The 13865-nt window shown below is 64.8% G+C and carries 14 protein-coding genes and 1 pseudogene; 7 read left to right on the top strand and 8 right to left on the bottom strand.

What is annotated here, in order from left to right:
• Positions 1-59: 59 nt before the first annotated feature.
• Complete coding sequence (locus RX329_RS05575; protein WP_085361258.1) at positions 60-416, bottom strand: hypothetical protein; 357 nt, start codon at positions 414-416, stop codon at positions 60-62.
• Between the two features lie 95 nt (positions 417-511).
• On the bottom strand, positions 512-1495 hold the full coding sequence (locus RX329_RS05570; protein ID WP_085361257.1) for a tripartite tricarboxylate transporter substrate binding protein: 984 nt from the start codon (positions 1493-1495) through the stop codon (positions 512-514).
• Positions 1496-1649: 154 nt separating this feature from the next.
• On the opposite strand from RX329_RS05570, the gene RX329_RS05565 reads away from it, so the two are divergent.
• A complete protein-coding gene (locus RX329_RS05565) occupies positions 1650-1907 on the top strand; it encodes a hypothetical protein (RefSeq protein WP_026232525.1) in 258 nt (85 codons plus the stop codon).
• Between the two features lie 114 nt (positions 1908-2021).
• Here the strand turns inward: RX329_RS05565 and RX329_RS05560 are convergent, their stop codons facing one another.
• On the bottom strand, positions 2022-2957 hold the full coding sequence (locus RX329_RS05560; protein WP_085350126.1) for a LysR family transcriptional regulator: 936 nt from the start codon (positions 2955-2957) through the stop codon (positions 2022-2024).
• 117 nt (positions 2958-3074) lie between these two features.
• Between RX329_RS05560 and RX329_RS05555 the strand changes: the two genes are divergently transcribed.
• The 4 genes and pseudogenes from RX329_RS05555 to RX329_RS05540 all read left to right on the top strand — a co-directional run bounded on the left by RX329_RS05555 (position 3075) and on the right by RX329_RS05540 (position 5556).
• On the top strand, positions 3075-3827 hold the full coding sequence (locus RX329_RS05555) for an SDR family NAD(P)-dependent oxidoreductase (RefSeq protein ID WP_085361256.1): 753 nt from the start codon (positions 3075-3077) through the stop codon (positions 3825-3827).
• A gap of 36 nt (positions 3828-3863) precedes the next feature.
• Positions 3864-4561: pseudogene (locus tag RX329_RS05550) on the top strand (pirin family protein).
• 136 nt (positions 4562-4697) lie between these two features.
• Entirely contained in the window at positions 4698-5297 is a 600-nt protein-coding gene (gene wrbA, locus RX329_RS05545) for an NAD(P)H:quinone oxidoreductase (RefSeq protein WP_027520460.1), read from the top strand.
• Positions 5298-5328: 31 nt separating this feature from the next.
• Positions 5329-5556, top strand: a complete 228-nt coding sequence (locus tag RX329_RS05540; protein WP_157642889.1) for a hypothetical protein — start codon at positions 5329-5331, stop codon at positions 5554-5556.
• A gap of 3 nt (positions 5557-5559) precedes the next feature.
• Here the strand turns inward: RX329_RS05540 and RX329_RS05535 are convergent, their stop codons facing one another.
• The 4 genes from RX329_RS05535 to RX329_RS05520 form a co-directional block, all read right to left on the bottom strand.
• Positions 5560-6444 carry a protein-L-isoaspartate O-methyltransferase family protein gene (locus RX329_RS05535; RefSeq protein WP_085361254.1) on the bottom strand — a complete coding sequence of 295 codons (885 nt, stop codon included), beginning with the start codon at positions 6442-6444 and terminating at the stop codon, positions 5560-5562.
• A gap of 75 nt (positions 6445-6519) precedes the next feature.
• A complete protein-coding gene (locus tag RX329_RS05530) occupies positions 6520-7665 on the bottom strand; it encodes a GNAT family N-acetyltransferase (RefSeq protein ID WP_085385441.1) in 1146 nt (381 codons plus the stop codon).
• A 65-nt stretch (positions 7666-7730) separates the two neighbouring features.
• Complete coding sequence (locus RX329_RS05525) at positions 7731-9131, bottom strand: O-antigen ligase family protein (RefSeq protein WP_085361253.1); 1401 nt, start codon at positions 9129-9131, stop codon at positions 7731-7733.
• A 41-nt stretch (positions 9132-9172) separates the two neighbouring features.
• Positions 9173-10240: a glycosyltransferase gene (locus RX329_RS05520; protein ID WP_085385442.1), complete on the bottom strand. Its 1068-nt coding sequence runs from the start codon at positions 10238-10240 to the stop codon at positions 9173-9175.
• A gap of 231 nt (positions 10241-10471) precedes the next feature.
• On the opposite strand from RX329_RS05520, the gene RX329_RS05515 reads away from it, so the two are divergent.
• A complete protein-coding gene (locus RX329_RS05515) occupies positions 10472-11458 on the top strand; it encodes a glycosyltransferase (RefSeq protein WP_085361251.1) in 987 nt (328 codons plus the stop codon).
• A gap of 15 nt (positions 11459-11473) precedes the next feature.
• Here the strand turns inward: RX329_RS05515 and RX329_RS05510 are convergent, their stop codons facing one another.
• Complete coding sequence (locus RX329_RS05510) at positions 11474-12502, bottom strand: glycosyltransferase family 2 protein (RefSeq protein ID WP_085361250.1); 1029 nt, start codon at positions 12500-12502, stop codon at positions 11474-11476.
• Between the two features lie 394 nt (positions 12503-12896).
• Between RX329_RS05510 and RX329_RS05505 the strand changes: the two genes are divergently transcribed.
• Entirely contained in the window at positions 12897-13697 is an 801-nt protein-coding gene (locus tag RX329_RS05505) for a class I SAM-dependent methyltransferase (protein ID WP_085361249.1), read from the top strand.
• Positions 13698-13865: the final 168 nt, after the last annotated feature.

Genomic DNA, 13865 nt, shown 5'->3' with positions numbered 1-13865 from the left:
CACAACCGCGCTTCGCGCCCACTGCTGCGCGCGCGCGCCCCGATCATGCTTGGGCAGCACTAATCGTCGCTATCGTCATAAGGCCGCGGCTGCGCCTGCGGAGGTGGTGGCGGCACATTGTTGTATCGCGGCGCCGGCGCGGCGCGATTGCCCGGAACCTGCTGCTGCGGCGGCATCTGGTTGTTGGACTGGAACACCGCGCGACAGCCGCTGGAGAGCTGGGGCGTATTCTGCCGCAAGCAGGCCGTAATGCGGCTCACATCAGGGATCTGATCGCTACACAGCCGCCACACATCCGGCGTGCAGGCCATCTGCTGCTCCATGGTTCCGCGATACTCTTCAGCGGATGCAGCGCCTTGCGCGACGATGCCGCCGATTGCAAGCGCCACACCCAGCGCGATCCGCTCTGTTCGCATGTCCGATTCCTTCGCGAGTCTCTCGAATTCTGTTCAATCAATGAGACGCGGAGAGGTTCTGGACCAACAAAAAATTGTGAAAATGGGCCAGGAACCTATTCGACCTTGCCGATCTTCTTCACCGCAGCAATCAGCCGCGCGCTGTCGACCGCCACGAACTCGGCAAACGCCGGCGCGTCCTGATAGGCAACGAAACTGCCCGACGTTTCGAAGGCCTTGAGCACGTCGGGGCTCGTCATCACCTGCGCCATCGCCTCGCGCAGGCGAGTCGCGATCGGCGCGGGAAGAGCACTCTGTGCAAAGAGTCCGGCCCAGATGTACATCTCGACGTCCTTGTAACCGAGCTCCTGGAAGGTCGGCACATCGGGGAAGCTTGCGACGCGCTTGGCGCCGCAATTGCCGAGCACGCGCAGCTTGCCGTCCTCCACTTGCGGCTTCAGCGTTCCCGGTGCGGCGGCGATCGCCTGCACGGTGCCGCTGAGCAGCGCGGTGAGCGCCGGTCCGGCGCCGCGAAACGGCACATGCAGCAGCTTGATGTCGGCGCTGCTCGCAAACATCTCCATCGCCACGTGCAGCGTGCCGTAAGGCCCCGATGAGCCGTAGGTGATCTGGCCGGGACGCTTCCTGGCATCCTCGACGAAATCCTGCGCGGTCTTCCATGGCGCCGAGGCGGGCACCGCGAGCAGCGTGGGATCGGCCAGCACCCGCGCGATCGGCATGAACTGCGAGAGCTCGTAGGCGACCGGACGGTCGAACAGCCGGTCGGCCTCGGGCAGCACCGCGAGAGAGGACAGCGTCATCAGCAGCGTGTAGCCGTCGGGCTCGGCGCGCGCCGCCGCGGCATTGCCGACGGATCCACCGCCACCGCCGGCGCGGTTGTCGACGATGACCGCCTTGCCGAGGATTCGCTCCAGCGCCTGTGCGACGGGGCGCGCCGCAAGATCCGCCTGGCCGCCGGCCGGAAACGGCACGATCATGGTGACGTTGCGAGAGGGATAGGCTTGCGCGAAAGCCGCGCTCGACAACACAGGCAACAACGGCAATGCGGCAGCCGCGCGCAGGACATCGCGTCGATCCATGGCAGATTTCCCCCTGTTTTCTTATTTCGCTGCCAGCCTAGCGTGACCGTCCGCAAGAACAAGCCGCGCGGCGGGATTAACGAAGCATTATCCATGTTCCGCCCGGTCAGGAACGCCCCCCTGGGCTCACCGTTGCCTCCCAGGGAGTGGAGCGATGAATAGACTTCAGACCATTGACGTGGCGCTGGACGAGATGCTGGTGAATCTCGCCGCCATCGTCTTGCGGCTTTCAAAGCCGGACGTGACGCGAACGCCGGAAGCGCGACGCGCCTTGGCGCAATCCGTGCACCAATACGCGGTCTGCGCGAAGCGTTCGCGCGATCCGCGTGTTCATGATTTGAAGTCGCAACTGGAGGAGACGTTGAAGCCGAGCTTGCGAATTGTGGTGCGTAATGGTGAGAAGGTGTCTTAGTCCAACCCCTCATTGCGAGCGCAGCGAAGCAATCCAGAATACCTCCGCGGGACATTCTGGATTGCTTCGTCGCTTCACTCCTCGCAATGACGGAGGTCGATGAAGCCGCTCGCTCTAAGACGGCTTTGCCTTTCCGCGCACTCGCCGCTTGCACGTCCCCGGCAGCTTCGCCGCGAGAAAATCACCGAGCGCCTCGACGCGCGCGGGGCGCGGGCCGCCAGGTGGCGTCACCAGATGCACGGCGCCTTCGACCTGCTTCCAGTCCTTCAGGATCACTTCGACCTCGCCGGAGGAGATGGCGTCACCGACGATGAATTCCGGAAGGTCGGCGATGCCGAGGCCGGCGATCAGCGCCGGCATCACCGCTTCGCCGTTGTTGACGCGGAGCTGTCCGCCCGGACGTACGCTGGCCTGCTCGCCGGCCGAGTTGGTGTAGTGCCAGACGTTGGGCGTGGAGAGATAGGCGTAGCTGAAGCATTTGTGCTCGGCCAGATGCATCGGATGCGTCGGCCGCCCGTGTTGCTCGAGATATGACGGCGCGGCCACCGTGAAACGCGGCATGGTGAAGAGCCGGCGGGCGATCAGCGAGGAATCCGGCAGCCGCGCGATCCGCACCGCCATGTCAAAGCCCTCGCCAATCAAATCGATGGTCGCATCGCTCAAGTGCAGATCGACCGAGACCTCCGGATACGCCTCGAAGAACTCCGGCAGCAGCGGCGCCACCGCCTTGATCCCGAATGTCATGGGCACGGCGAGCCGCACGAGGCCGCGCGGTGCGACCGATTGCGCCAGCGCCTCGTTCTCCGCCGCCTCGCCGTCGGACAGCAGGCGCGTCGCACGCTCGGCGAGCTTATGCCCGGCATCGGTCAGCGCGAGCCGGCGTGAGGTGCGGTTGAACAGCCGGGCGCCGAGCCGCTCTTCGAGGCGCGTGACCGCCTTGGACACCGTCGCCTTGGACATCGCGAGCTCACCAGCGGCCCCCGCAAACGACCGTAATTCCACGACTTTTGCGAAAATCGCGAGCGCCTCGAAATCGGGGAGTTTGGCCATGAAAGCGGATCCAATTGGGATGTTTAAGGAAACAATGTGTTTCGACAGTTTCTATTTCTATACCACAAACAGAGGCTTATCCAAGGGTCATCAGAAATTCAGGAATGGAGAAATCCAATGACCAAGAAGCTCTCAGGCAAGGTTGCCCTCGTCACTGGTGGCTCGCGCGGTATCGGCGCGGCCTCTGCTCGCGCCCTCGCCGATGAAGGCGCGGATGTCGCGATCAGCTACGTTGCCTCTCCCGAAAAGGCGGAAGCCGTCGTCACCGAGTTGAAGGCCCGAGGCCTCAATGCCCGCGCCTTCAAGGCGGACCAGGCCTCGGCCAAGGACGTGACGCAGCTCGTCAACGACGTCGCGAAGGAGTTCGGCCATCTCGACATCCTCGTCAACAATGCCGGCGTCGCGAGCGGCGGTGCGATCGATAACGCCAATGCCGACACCGAAGCGCTCGCCCGCCAGGATGCCATCAACGTGCATGGCGTGATCGCTGCGATCCGCGCCGCTTCGCAATTGATGGGCGAAGGCGGCCGCATCGTCACCGTCGGCTCGATGCTCGCCGATCGCGCCTCGTTCCCGGGTCTTGCGGACTACGTCGCCACCAAGGCCGCCGTGGTCGGCTACACCAAGGGCGCAGCGCGCGACCTCGGCCCACGCGGCATCACCGTGAATGTGGTGCAGCCCGGCTCGATCGACACTGACATGAACCCGAAGGACGGCGGCGAGTTCGCCGAGACCCAGCGCAAGCAGCACGCGTTGCAGCGCTTCGGCCGCCCCGAGGAAGTCGCGGCTGGCGTCGTGTTCCTCGCAAGTCCGGAAGCCTCCTTCGTCACCGGCACGGTGCTCAACGTCGACGGCGGTTTTGGCGCCTGATCAAGGCGCCATCCGCCAAAACAAGGAATTACGCAGATGATCGAACTCAGACCCTTCGCAAAGCTCGGCGGCGCCGATCACGGTTGGCTCAACGCCAAGCATCATTTCTCCTTCGCAAGCCACTATGACCCCGACAACATGGGTCACGGCGCCTTGCGGGTGTGGAACGACGACGAGATCGCGCCGAACACCGGCTTTCCCGCCCATCCCACGCCAACATGGAAATCATCACCTATGTGCGCGAGGGCGCGATCACCCATCAGGACAGCCTCGGCAACGAAGGCCGCACCGAAGCGGGCGACGTGCAGGTGATGAGCGCCGGCAGCGGCATCCGCCACTCCGAGTACAATCTCGAGTCGACCAGTACACGCATCTTCCAGATCTGGATCGAGCCGACGGCGCGCGGCGGGCAGCCGACCTGGGGCTCGAAGCCGTTTCCGAAAGGAGACCGCTCGGGCAAGCTCGTCACCATCGCGAGCGGCTTCGAGCATGACACGGACGCGCTGCCGATCCGCGCCGATGCGCGGGTGCTCGCCACCACGCTGAAGGCCGGTGAGAGCGCCGAGTACGTGCCGCACAAGTCGCGGCACCTTTATTTGGTGCCCGCGGCGGGGTCGGTCGAAATTAACGGCGTGCGCGTCAACGCCCGCGACGGCGCCGCGATCCGCGACGAGGACAGGCTGAAGATCACGGCACTGGAAGATTCCGAGATCGTGCTCGTCGACGCGGCGTAACGGCTCTCTCTGTCATGGCCGGGCTTGTCCCGGCCATCCACGCCCCGCGACGAGCGAACAAGAACGTGGATGCCAGAGACGAGCCCGGGCATGACGACCCAAAAAAAGCACTCACTCAATCCCAACGGAGACCATCATGACCAAAGTTCTCGTCCTGTATTATTCCGCCTATGGCCACATCGAAGCGATGGCCAATGCCGTTGCCGAAGGCGCGCGCGAAGCCGGTGCCACCGTCGACATCAAGCGCGTACCCGAGCTGGTGCCGGCCGAGGTCGCCAAGGCGTCCTATTACAAGCTCGACCAGGCCGCCCCCGTCGCGACGATCGAGGATCTCGCAAACTACGACGCGATCATCGTCGGCACCGGCACCCGCTTCGGCCGCATGGCCTCGCAGATGGCGAACTTCCTCGACCAGGCCGGCGGTCTCTGGGCCAAGGGCGCGCTGCACGGCAAGGTCGGCGGCGCCTTCACGGCGACCGCGACCCAGCATGGCGGCCAGGAGACGACGCTGTTCTCGATCATCACCAACCTGTTGCATTTCGGCATGGTCGTGGTCGGCCTGAACTACGGCTTTGCCGGCCAGATGAAGCTCGACGAGGTCACCGGCGGCGCACCTTACGGCGCCACCACGATCACCGGCGGCGACGGCAGCCGGCAGCCCAGCGCCAACGAGCTCGCCGGCGCACGCTATCAGGGCCGCCAGATCGCGGAGACAGCCAGGAAGCTGCACGGCTGAGCGCGGTTAAGCTTTACGTCCGAACCACTGCATGGCAGGTGCGATCTGGGCGGCATTCTCTTCTGGAGATGCCGCCCCATCTCTGTGGCCAGGATATTTCACCAAAAGCGATACGAATGGCTTTCGAACTCTTGTTGATCGCGCAGATGATCCGCAGGCCCGCTCAGGCGCTGGCGCGGCGCTGGTATTGCCGGAGCCTGTTCAAGGCCTCACGCGGCCGCTTTCACTGTGCCGGCTGCGCGAAGTCATGATGCTCTAGCCACTAGGCCTGCGTGATGTCCGCGTTGGGCTTAATGGGCGCAGTCGCGACAGGCGCCGGCGCTGTCGACAGCCACCAGCCCTCACCGGCGAACCAGCAGGTCTCGTCGGGAGCGCCCTCTCTCCGCAACGACTGCACGCCCTCCCACCCCCTTGCGAACGCCTCGGCCAGTCGCCGGGCGGCATCCGCGTTCTGCAATCCCGCGCAGCCGATGAATTGGGCACGCCCGAGGAATTTGGCGGGCCAGACCGCCCCCTCGTCGGGGCGCGTGATCATCAACATGCCGCCGATCATGCCTTCGGGCGCGAGTGGAAACACCAGCCGCCCACCGCGCAGCAAGGCATCGAGCCATTCGGTGGCCGGCTGCGCCGCACCCGCGCAGACATAGATCACGTCGGCTTTGGGAAGATCGGACGCGATGCCCGATCGATCCCGCACGTCCGTATGGGCGATGTCCTTCAGATTCTCGCGCGCGAGGCCTGCCAGACGTTCGTCGATCTCGTAGGCATGGACGCGGCCGCCGGGGCCGACGAGATGCGCGAGGATTGCGGTGTAATAGCCGCTCCCCGCGCCGATCTGGATCACAGTCTCGCCTTCCTTCACCGCGCAACCGCTGAGCCAATAGGCGTGCGCGCCGGGCATCCCGATATTGAGACCCCGCGCGCTGTCGAGCGCGAGCAGCGTGTTCTGATAGAGGAAAGCGGGATCATCATCGGGTGTGACAACATAGGGGTGGCCGCCAACCGAGATCGACCACGGCCCGGGTCCGGCGAACCTCTCGCGCCCGACGGTGCGAAACGCTTCTTCGATACGGGGGTCCGCGGCCCTCGCCGCGGCGCTGATCAACTGTGCATAGAATGCGCGATATTTTGCCGAACGATCTTCCATGTCGCCTCCGGGAAACAGGCGACGATAACACAACGATTGCGATAATCGAGTGACCCTACAATCCAGGGCGGCGCGTCAGCGCGTCCTCTTGCCCATCGCCTGCGCCGCAAAGGCGGCAAGCCTGGGGTGACGACGCAGGCCCTGCGCGGCGTGGTCGCGCCACGCGAAGGGCATGCCGCGCCAGGACAGCGCGACGCTGACATCCGTCAGCGGCACCGGCTCGGCGCCGAAGCGGCGCTTGTAATCCTGGTTGCCGATGCTGAGGTCGAAACGGCGCACGCCTTCCGCATGCAGCGCCGCCATAGTGCGCTCGGTCACGAGCAGCCCCGGCGAGCAGTTCGACCAGGAATCGCCGGTGTGGCTGATGCGCAGCAGGAAATAGGTCTCACCGAACCTGACGCCGAGCGCGGTGGCGACAATGGCCTCGTCGCAAACCAGCGCCGAGATGACGGCATAACCGTTCGCGACGCCCCGACGCGCGACCTCGCGATAAAACTGCGCATGGGTTTCGTCGTTGAGGACGAAGCGCGAGCCGAGCTTTCGCATGCGCGCCTGCTGCTGGGCATCCATCACGTCCAGCAGCTCGCGCGCACGCGCGACATCGGTGGCGATCTCGAATCGCGCGCCGGCGTGACGGTTGAAGACGCGCCAGCAGCGTGGCATCTGCATGCGCTTGATCGAGGCCTGGTAATCTTCATAGTCGTCGCCGGTCAGCACGAGGTTGCCGTTGAGCGAGCAGGACCCGATCCGGCCGAGCGACACCAGCGGGTTCGGGTTGCCGCCGATCTGGGCCGGCATCTTCTTCAGGCGCAGCAAATCGAAGCGGTCCGGCAATGCGCGCAATGCGTCGATCAGCGCCGTGCCGATCGCATCCGCCGCCGCCGCGTCCAACGCGGCATCGAGCGCCAGGATCGGCGCGTTGTTGTCGGAAACGCCGAGATCGGCGAATTCGACGATGCGGATGCCGCGCCTGAGGTGGCTGATCATCGGCACGATTGCGATGTCCCCGCCGGTCGTGGCATCGGAGATCAATGCAATCAGCGGCGAGAGATCGTGGAACGCCTCGTACCAGGCGCCGAGCCAGTAGCCATGCTGGAATGCAGTGCGATGGCCTGCGTTCAGGCGCGATGCGGCCCGCGGCCAATCACGCACGAAATCGACCGCGATTGCCGACGCGCTGGACACAAGACCATCTGGTCGCTCGACGCTGAGGATCGTCATCCGCGGGACATACGATTACTGGGCGTTTCCAGATAGATTATGTTTTGTCGCGGCCACAAGTGAGCTCACAGCTTATCGTTAAGCCGATGCCATTGCGGCGGCACCGGCTGCGACAAGTCGTCCGGTTCCATTTCCGCGACGCATTGGAACCTGGCCAGGAAGTGCAGGCCGGCCACGGCAACAGTGAACATGAACCAGATCGGATTTTGCCGTTCGAGCAAGAAGGTCTCGGTGGCCCCGTAATACAGGCCGAACAGCCATACGGTCAGGAACAGCTTTGCCAACGCACCGCTGCGGTTGTGAGTTCGGGCCGTCTGGAAATTGCCGAGCGGCGCGAGCACGAAGACGAGGATCACCAGCAACAGCCCCGGCAGGCCGATGGTGACCGCGAGGTCGAGATAGCTGTTGTGGCTGTGCGCCGCGCTCGTCGCCCATTCGGCGCCCTGGGCGGTCTGCCGCGCGGTCACGTCGTCCCAGAACGCGGCGTAGCCGTGACCGATGATCGGCTTCTCCGCGACAGCTGCGAGCGCGAACTCCCAGATGGCGGAACGGCCGGTGAAGGTGGGATCGAGCGGAAGCAGCCGCGTCATCGCTCCGAGCGCCGGGCTCATGACGCTACCGACCGTCAGCAGGTTCATCACGATCAGCGGCACGAAGCAGATGATCCGCTTCAGCCAAAGGCCCGGCGTCACGCAGACCAGCGAGGCGAGCGCATAAATCGCAAGGCACAGTACCGACGACGTCTTGCCGCCGGTGAAGATCAGGAAGATTCCAGCCAGCGCGGCGATGGCCGGCCCCATCAAGAACGAACCAATGGCAGACAGGTAAATGCCGACATAAATCAGGATGGTCATCACCGGCGAAGCGATGTTCTTGTGACCAAAGCTGCCGCGCCAGTCGCCGGCCAACTGCGGCTCGGTGACGTCGAGTGCGGTGTGGATCGAGTATTGCGGCGCCACGAAGACGCCGAGATAGCAGAGCGCAAGCAGTACGAGGGCGGCGCCGCCGAGGCACAGGTTGAAGCTGCGCTGCGTCGGCGGCAGCAACGGCAACAGCACCGCGAGCGACATCACGCTGGCTGCGAGCACGAAGCGCTGCATCGAGACTCCGCGATTCTCGGAGAAGACGATGCTGATCAACAGCCAGCCGACCAGGCAGAGATGCAGCGGCGTCACCAGCGTCTTCAGCGCGGGCGCATCCGTTGCGGCGACCAACAGGACTGCGAGCGCGGCCAGCAGGCCCCAGGCGACATAAGTGAGCGCCATTCGTCCGCCGATGACGGTGGTGACATCCTCGCTGCGCAGGTCGGGAAACGGATCGAGCGTCACCAGCACGAGGAGCAGCGCTGCGACTGCGACGAGGCAGCGCGCCGCCCGCACGGCGTCGACCCCTGCAAGCCCATCGCGCAGGACGCCGCCGAACGATCGGGCCTCGACGTCGGTCATGTCAGTGGCGCTGCGATCCATGGCTCAAGGCTGGTGGTGAAGCCCGGGGGAAGCTCGAAGTCTTAGCCGATCCCTGTTAAGCATCCGTCAACCAGTCCAGCGGGGCGCTGCGGCACCGCTTGCTGCCGCACGATGCTCCGCGCGATCTCGTAATATTGAAGCGCGCGCTGTTCCAGCGTCAGGTTGTCCAGCACGAAACCGCGGGGATCGAACGTATCGGCGGCGCACCCGGCCCAGAAATCATCCCAGCCCGCCTCAAACCCGGCGATGTCGACGAACTTGGCGCCGCAACGATCGTCCCAGTACGGCACCGACGACACCGGCGCGAACTGGACCCGATGCGGATAGTAGTCGGGGTCTCGCCACGGCCCGCCTGGATCCCAGGCCAGCACCGGCACGCCGCAAGACAATGCCTGCTGATAGGCGATGCCCTGGCTCTCGTTCTGGCAGAGGAAGATCATCGCACGCGATTGCGCGAGCGCGGCCCGATAGTCTTCTTCCTTGTAGCTGCCGTAACGCAGCTCGGCGAACGAGCGGCCTTCCCTCGTGAGCCGGGCGCGGACGGGCTCGATCAGCTCCGCCGCGTAGCGATCGCGGTCCCAGTGCACCTTGTCGTAGATCAGGACGTCGACGCTCTTCTGCGACGTCGCCAGCGGTGCCCAGAGATCCGTGTCGATGCCGATCGGCCAGGCCTCCGTGTCGGGCCAATGCGGCCGATACATGTCGGCGTACCACGGGCCGGGCACCACGACCTTCTTCACCGGCAGGCGCTTGAACAGGTCGGGATCGTCGAGCGGATGATTGTGGGCGGCGACGCCAAGCAGGATCGGATTTTTCCAGGCGAACTTGTCGAGCAAGAAGGTGCGGCCGATGATGCAGGCGAGTTCGCCCGGATGCCGCGCGATGTAGCCATAGTCGTTGACGCGATAGCGGATACCGAGCCGATCGAGCCCCGCACAGAGATTGAGGAACACGCGCAGCTGCCCGCTCATGCGCGGCTCGCCAAGCAGCATGCGACGCGCCATGCGCCGCAGATGCCGGTCGCCGGGAAACCAGCGATCGTCCTTGTCCTCGTAGAACAGGTTGAGGACCATATCGTCGGGATCGTAGTCGAATGTCTTTGCGGGCACTGGTGTCCATCCGCGGCGGCCTGATGCGCATTCTCGCATGGGACCGGCTGTCGCACTCTTCCTAATTTGCCACAGGCTTAATGCCGGCGGCTTAACGCTAATTGACGAAACCAACGCTGCGGCAGCCTTCGTGGCGACGCTTTTTTCCCGATGCGAGTATCATCGAGGGTGGCCAGGGTTGCGACGCGCAGATGCGCCCTGGTTAACAGACCGTTAAAGGCGAGCCGTATCTTGATCACCGCGGAAGACATTCTCGAATTGCCTGCCACATCGCGCGTCGTTCCAGCGGCGCGCGTCCCGCTGCAGGTCGGCTCAACCACGTCGGTGTCCGTCGTCATTCCGGCCAAGAATGTTGCGGCTTATGTCGGCGAAACCCTCGCCAGCGCACTGGCACAAACCGAGGTCACCGAAGTGATCGTCGTGGACGACGGCTCGACCGACGACACCCCCGCCATCGTCCGCGCCATTCGTGACCCTCGACTGCGCCTGATGACCAACGGCGCCGCCGGCGTATCGGCAGCGCGCAATCTCGGCGCGCAGCATGCGAGCGGCCAATGGCTGCTCTTCCTCGATGCCGACGATCGCCTGCGGCCCGGCGCGGTCGCGGCGCTGCTGGCGGCTGCGCGTGGCGCGCCGCGAGCGGTTCTGGTCTACGGCGACTACAATACGATCGACAGCGAGGGACGGCAGATCGGCCGTCGGGATCTGCTCAAGGGCCGCCGCAAACCGTCCGGCGACGTGCTGGCGCGGCTCGCCGCCGGCAACTTCATCGTCAATGGCGGCATTGCGCTCGCACGTGCAGAGGCCTTCCGCGCCATCGGCGGGTTCGACGTCTCGCTCAGATATTGCGAGGACTGGCACTGTTGGTGCCGCCTTGCCGCGATCGGCGAATTCGAATTTGCGCCGAACCTTCTGCTCGACTACCGCCTTCACACGGCCAACACCATGAACGCGGCGGTGCGGACGCCACAGGATTTCTTTCCGGCGATCGCGCGGGTGTTCGACGACGGGCTGATCATGGCGCGATTGCCCGCGGGCATGGCGGCCGGGCTGCGCCAGGCCGCCGAGGTTCATCTCGTCACGTATTCGGCAATGCAAGCGGTCCGCTTCGGTAGATATCGCCAAGCCTTCGCCTATCTCGGGATAGTCGGACGCCGCTCGCTCAAATCGCTGCCGCGTTCTGCGGTCAGGGTCGCCCTCGCCTGCTTTGGTATTTAGCCCGCCGCCTCGGCGTCAGGACACGATCTTCGAGGCCTCATAGGGCTTCGGCTCGATGCCGAACGCGGCGAGCGCCGAGCCGAGCGCGACCATCACGGGATGCATCGCGACGACGGCTTTCGACGATTTCAGCAGAGCGGCCGCGCGCAACAGCGACAGCGGCAACCTCCCGAGCATCTGCGCAAACACCCACACTCGCGCCGCGGCGCCCTGCGCGGCCTTGGACTGCACACGATAATTGATCGCGCCGATGCGCAGGCCTCGCTTCACGATCCAGCCGAAACTGGTGCGGCTTTGCGGCACGGTCTCGGTGATGACTGCTTCCGCCGTCCAGTGGAAGGTCATGCCGGCATCGCGGCAGCGCACGAAGAAATCGCAGTCGCCGCCCCCGAGGAAGTTGAAGCGGGGGTCGAAGGCGGGACGGGCGAAGCTCTCGAACGCCGCACGCGTGATCAGGCAATTGCCGCAGCCGTAGATCAGGGGCACAGCGCCGCTGTAATCATAGGCGGGACAGAAAACGGGGTGGCGGGAAAGCCAAAGCATGCTGTGGTCATCGAAGACCGGCAGCACCGGCCCGCCGACCACATCGGCGCCGGTCGCCTCCGCGGAGCGGACCATCAACTCGAGCCAATCCGGCGAGGCGATCTCGTCGTCGTCGATCATCAGGAACCGGGTCGCGGCGGGAAACAGCGCCAGCGCCGTCTCGAACGCAGCGTTGATCGCCTGGACGTTGCCTTGCCGTTTCTCGACCAGGCAGACACCCTGGAGCCTGCCATCGGCGAGATATTCCTCGGCCACCGGCGCGCTTTCGCGCCGGACCGCATCGTTCTCGACCATGACGACGGCGAAGGAGCGCGGGGTGCGCTGGCCGGCGAGCGAGTCCAGCGTCAGCCGCAGATGCTGCGGACGGCGGAAGCAGGGGATGCAGACGACGATACCAACCGACAGGTCGATAATCCGGGAGCTGGCCGCGATCTCCCGGTTGGGATCGCGCTCGGCATCCGAGATGCGCGTGGCGGACAGGTCTGTCGGGATCAATGTCATGACGTTCTAGATGTCCGAGATAGATTGAAAAAGCCCTGCTTCGATCCCGGGGATCAGCGCCGTCCCGCGACGGCACATCGCCGCGGGACAGGTACGTCCCAAAATGAACGGCCGGCTAGAGCCTCGCGACGGCGCCAGGCCGCCGATTTTCCGCCATGCATGCACTTAACTGCTTTCGGGTGTTTCTGCTGCGAAACCTTGCGCGCGTGATACTGCAATTCGCGGTCCACCGTGCCGACGGCGGCTGGTGCGGACGATACCGTAGTTAACGCACATGCTCATTAACCCGATCGTAAGCACCGCGGCGGGTGAAGCGTCGCGGCATCGGATTTGCTCTACGGGCACACGAGATTTTTCCTGTAAATTTAAGTCGAACAAGCGCGGTCAGAAAAATATGAACAAGCCAGCCACGATCGATTTCGCGACAGCCACGGCGATCCCAAATCCCGCGGCCATCGGACACACTCAAGCGCTGCACGATCTCGTCCCCGGTGAAGCCCGCGACAGCCTGCTCGCCGTCCACGACCTACTGCGCCGCGAACTGCCGCAGGGCCAGCTCGCTATCTATGAAGCCGGAGGGGGCTCGTGCAGTGTCCTGCCACCGGAATTGCTGAGCCGCAGCAAGGTCACCGTCGTCGACATCGACGAGGACCAGGTTCGCAACAACAGCTACGCGGACGAAGCGATCCTCGGCGACGTCCAGACCTACCGCTTCGGGCGCGAGACCTTCGATCTGGTGATCTGCTACAACGTGATCGAACATCTTCCCAACGTCGACGCCGCACTCCTGAATTTCCGCGATGCGCTCAAGCGCGGCGGGATGATCCTGATCGGCGCGCCCAATCCGCGCTCGTTGTCCGGGGTCGTCACCAAATACTCGCCGCACTGGTTCCACGTCTGGTTCTACCGGCACATTCGAGGCATCAAGGATGCCGGCCTGCCGGGCGAGCCGCCGTTCCCGACCTTCTTCCATCCCCTGGTGTCGCTGCCGAGGCTCGAAGCGTTCGCCGCCGCCAATGGCCTCGAGATGATCTACCGCCGTGAGGTCGAGAGCCCGCGCTATCCCGAGATGCGCCGGCGCAAGCCGCTGTTCGCAGCCCTGGTCGACGCCGGCGCCGCCGTTCTCAACGCCGTGCTCCCGCGCGGGACCGACGTCCGCCGCGGCGATTATCACGTCATCCTGCGGAAAAGCTGACGGCCATGGTGCGCGCGCGGCCGATCGCAAGACCAGCGAAGCCTCGCGGCCACGCCGCACGGGGTAACGAACCGTTAATCTCTGAAGGACCGCGCCATCGCACGCGTCACGACGACGCGTCGAAGAGAGGCACGCGCTTAAACGCTTTGTTTGCCATTTCGGTGAATA

The organism is Bradyrhizobium sp. BWC-3-1 (assembly GCF_032917965.1).
GTDB lineage: Bacteria > Pseudomonadota > Alphaproteobacteria > Rhizobiales > Xanthobacteraceae > Bradyrhizobium > Bradyrhizobium canariense_D.
The sequence above is the reverse complement of the archived record's forward strand: the minus strand, read 5'-3'. Positions and strand labels throughout refer to the sequence as shown.

Excerpts from the sequence above, each read along its gene's own strand:
- RX329_RS05575 (WP_085361258.1), bottom strand. The coding sequence starts at position 416 with ATGCGAACAGAGCGGATCGCGCTGGGTGTGGCGCTTGCAATCGGCGGC.
- RX329_RS05570 (WP_085361257.1), bottom strand. The coding sequence starts at position 1,495 with ATGGATCGACGCGATGTCCTGCGCGCGGCTGCCGCATTGCCGTTGTTG.
- RX329_RS05565 (WP_026232525.1), top strand. The coding sequence starts at position 1,650 with ATGAATAGACTTCAGACCATTGACGTGGCGCTGGACGAGATGCTGGTG.
- RX329_RS05560 (WP_085350126.1), bottom strand. The coding sequence starts at position 2,957 with ATGGCCAAACTCCCCGATTTCGAGGCGCTCGCGATTTTCGCAAAAGTC.
- RX329_RS05555 (WP_085361256.1), top strand. The coding sequence starts at position 3,075 with ATGACCAAGAAGCTCTCAGGCAAGGTTGCCCTCGTCACTGGTGGCTCG.
- wrbA (WP_027520460.1), top strand. The coding sequence starts at position 4,698 with ATGACCAAAGTTCTCGTCCTGTATTATTCCGCCTATGGCCACATCGAA.
- RX329_RS05540 (WP_157642889.1), top strand. The coding sequence starts at position 5,329 with ATGGCAGGTGCGATCTGGGCGGCATTCTCTTCTGGAGATGCCGCCCCA.
- RX329_RS05535 (WP_085361254.1), bottom strand. The coding sequence starts at position 6,444 with ATGGAAGATCGTTCGGCAAAATATCGCGCATTCTATGCACAGTTGATC.
- RX329_RS05530 (WP_085385441.1), bottom strand. The coding sequence starts at position 7,665 with ATGACGATCCTCAGCGTCGAGCGACCAGATGGTCTTGTGTCCAGCGCG.
- RX329_RS05525 (WP_085361253.1), bottom strand. The coding sequence starts at position 9,131 with ATGGATCGCAGCGCCACTGACATGACCGACGTCGAGGCCCGATCGTTC.
- RX329_RS05510 (WP_085361250.1), bottom strand. The coding sequence starts at position 12,502 with ATGACATTGATCCCGACAGACCTGTCCGCCACGCGCATCTCGGATGCC.
- RX329_RS05505 (WP_085361249.1), top strand. The coding sequence starts at position 12,897 with ATGAACAAGCCAGCCACGATCGATTTCGCGACAGCCACGGCGATCCCA.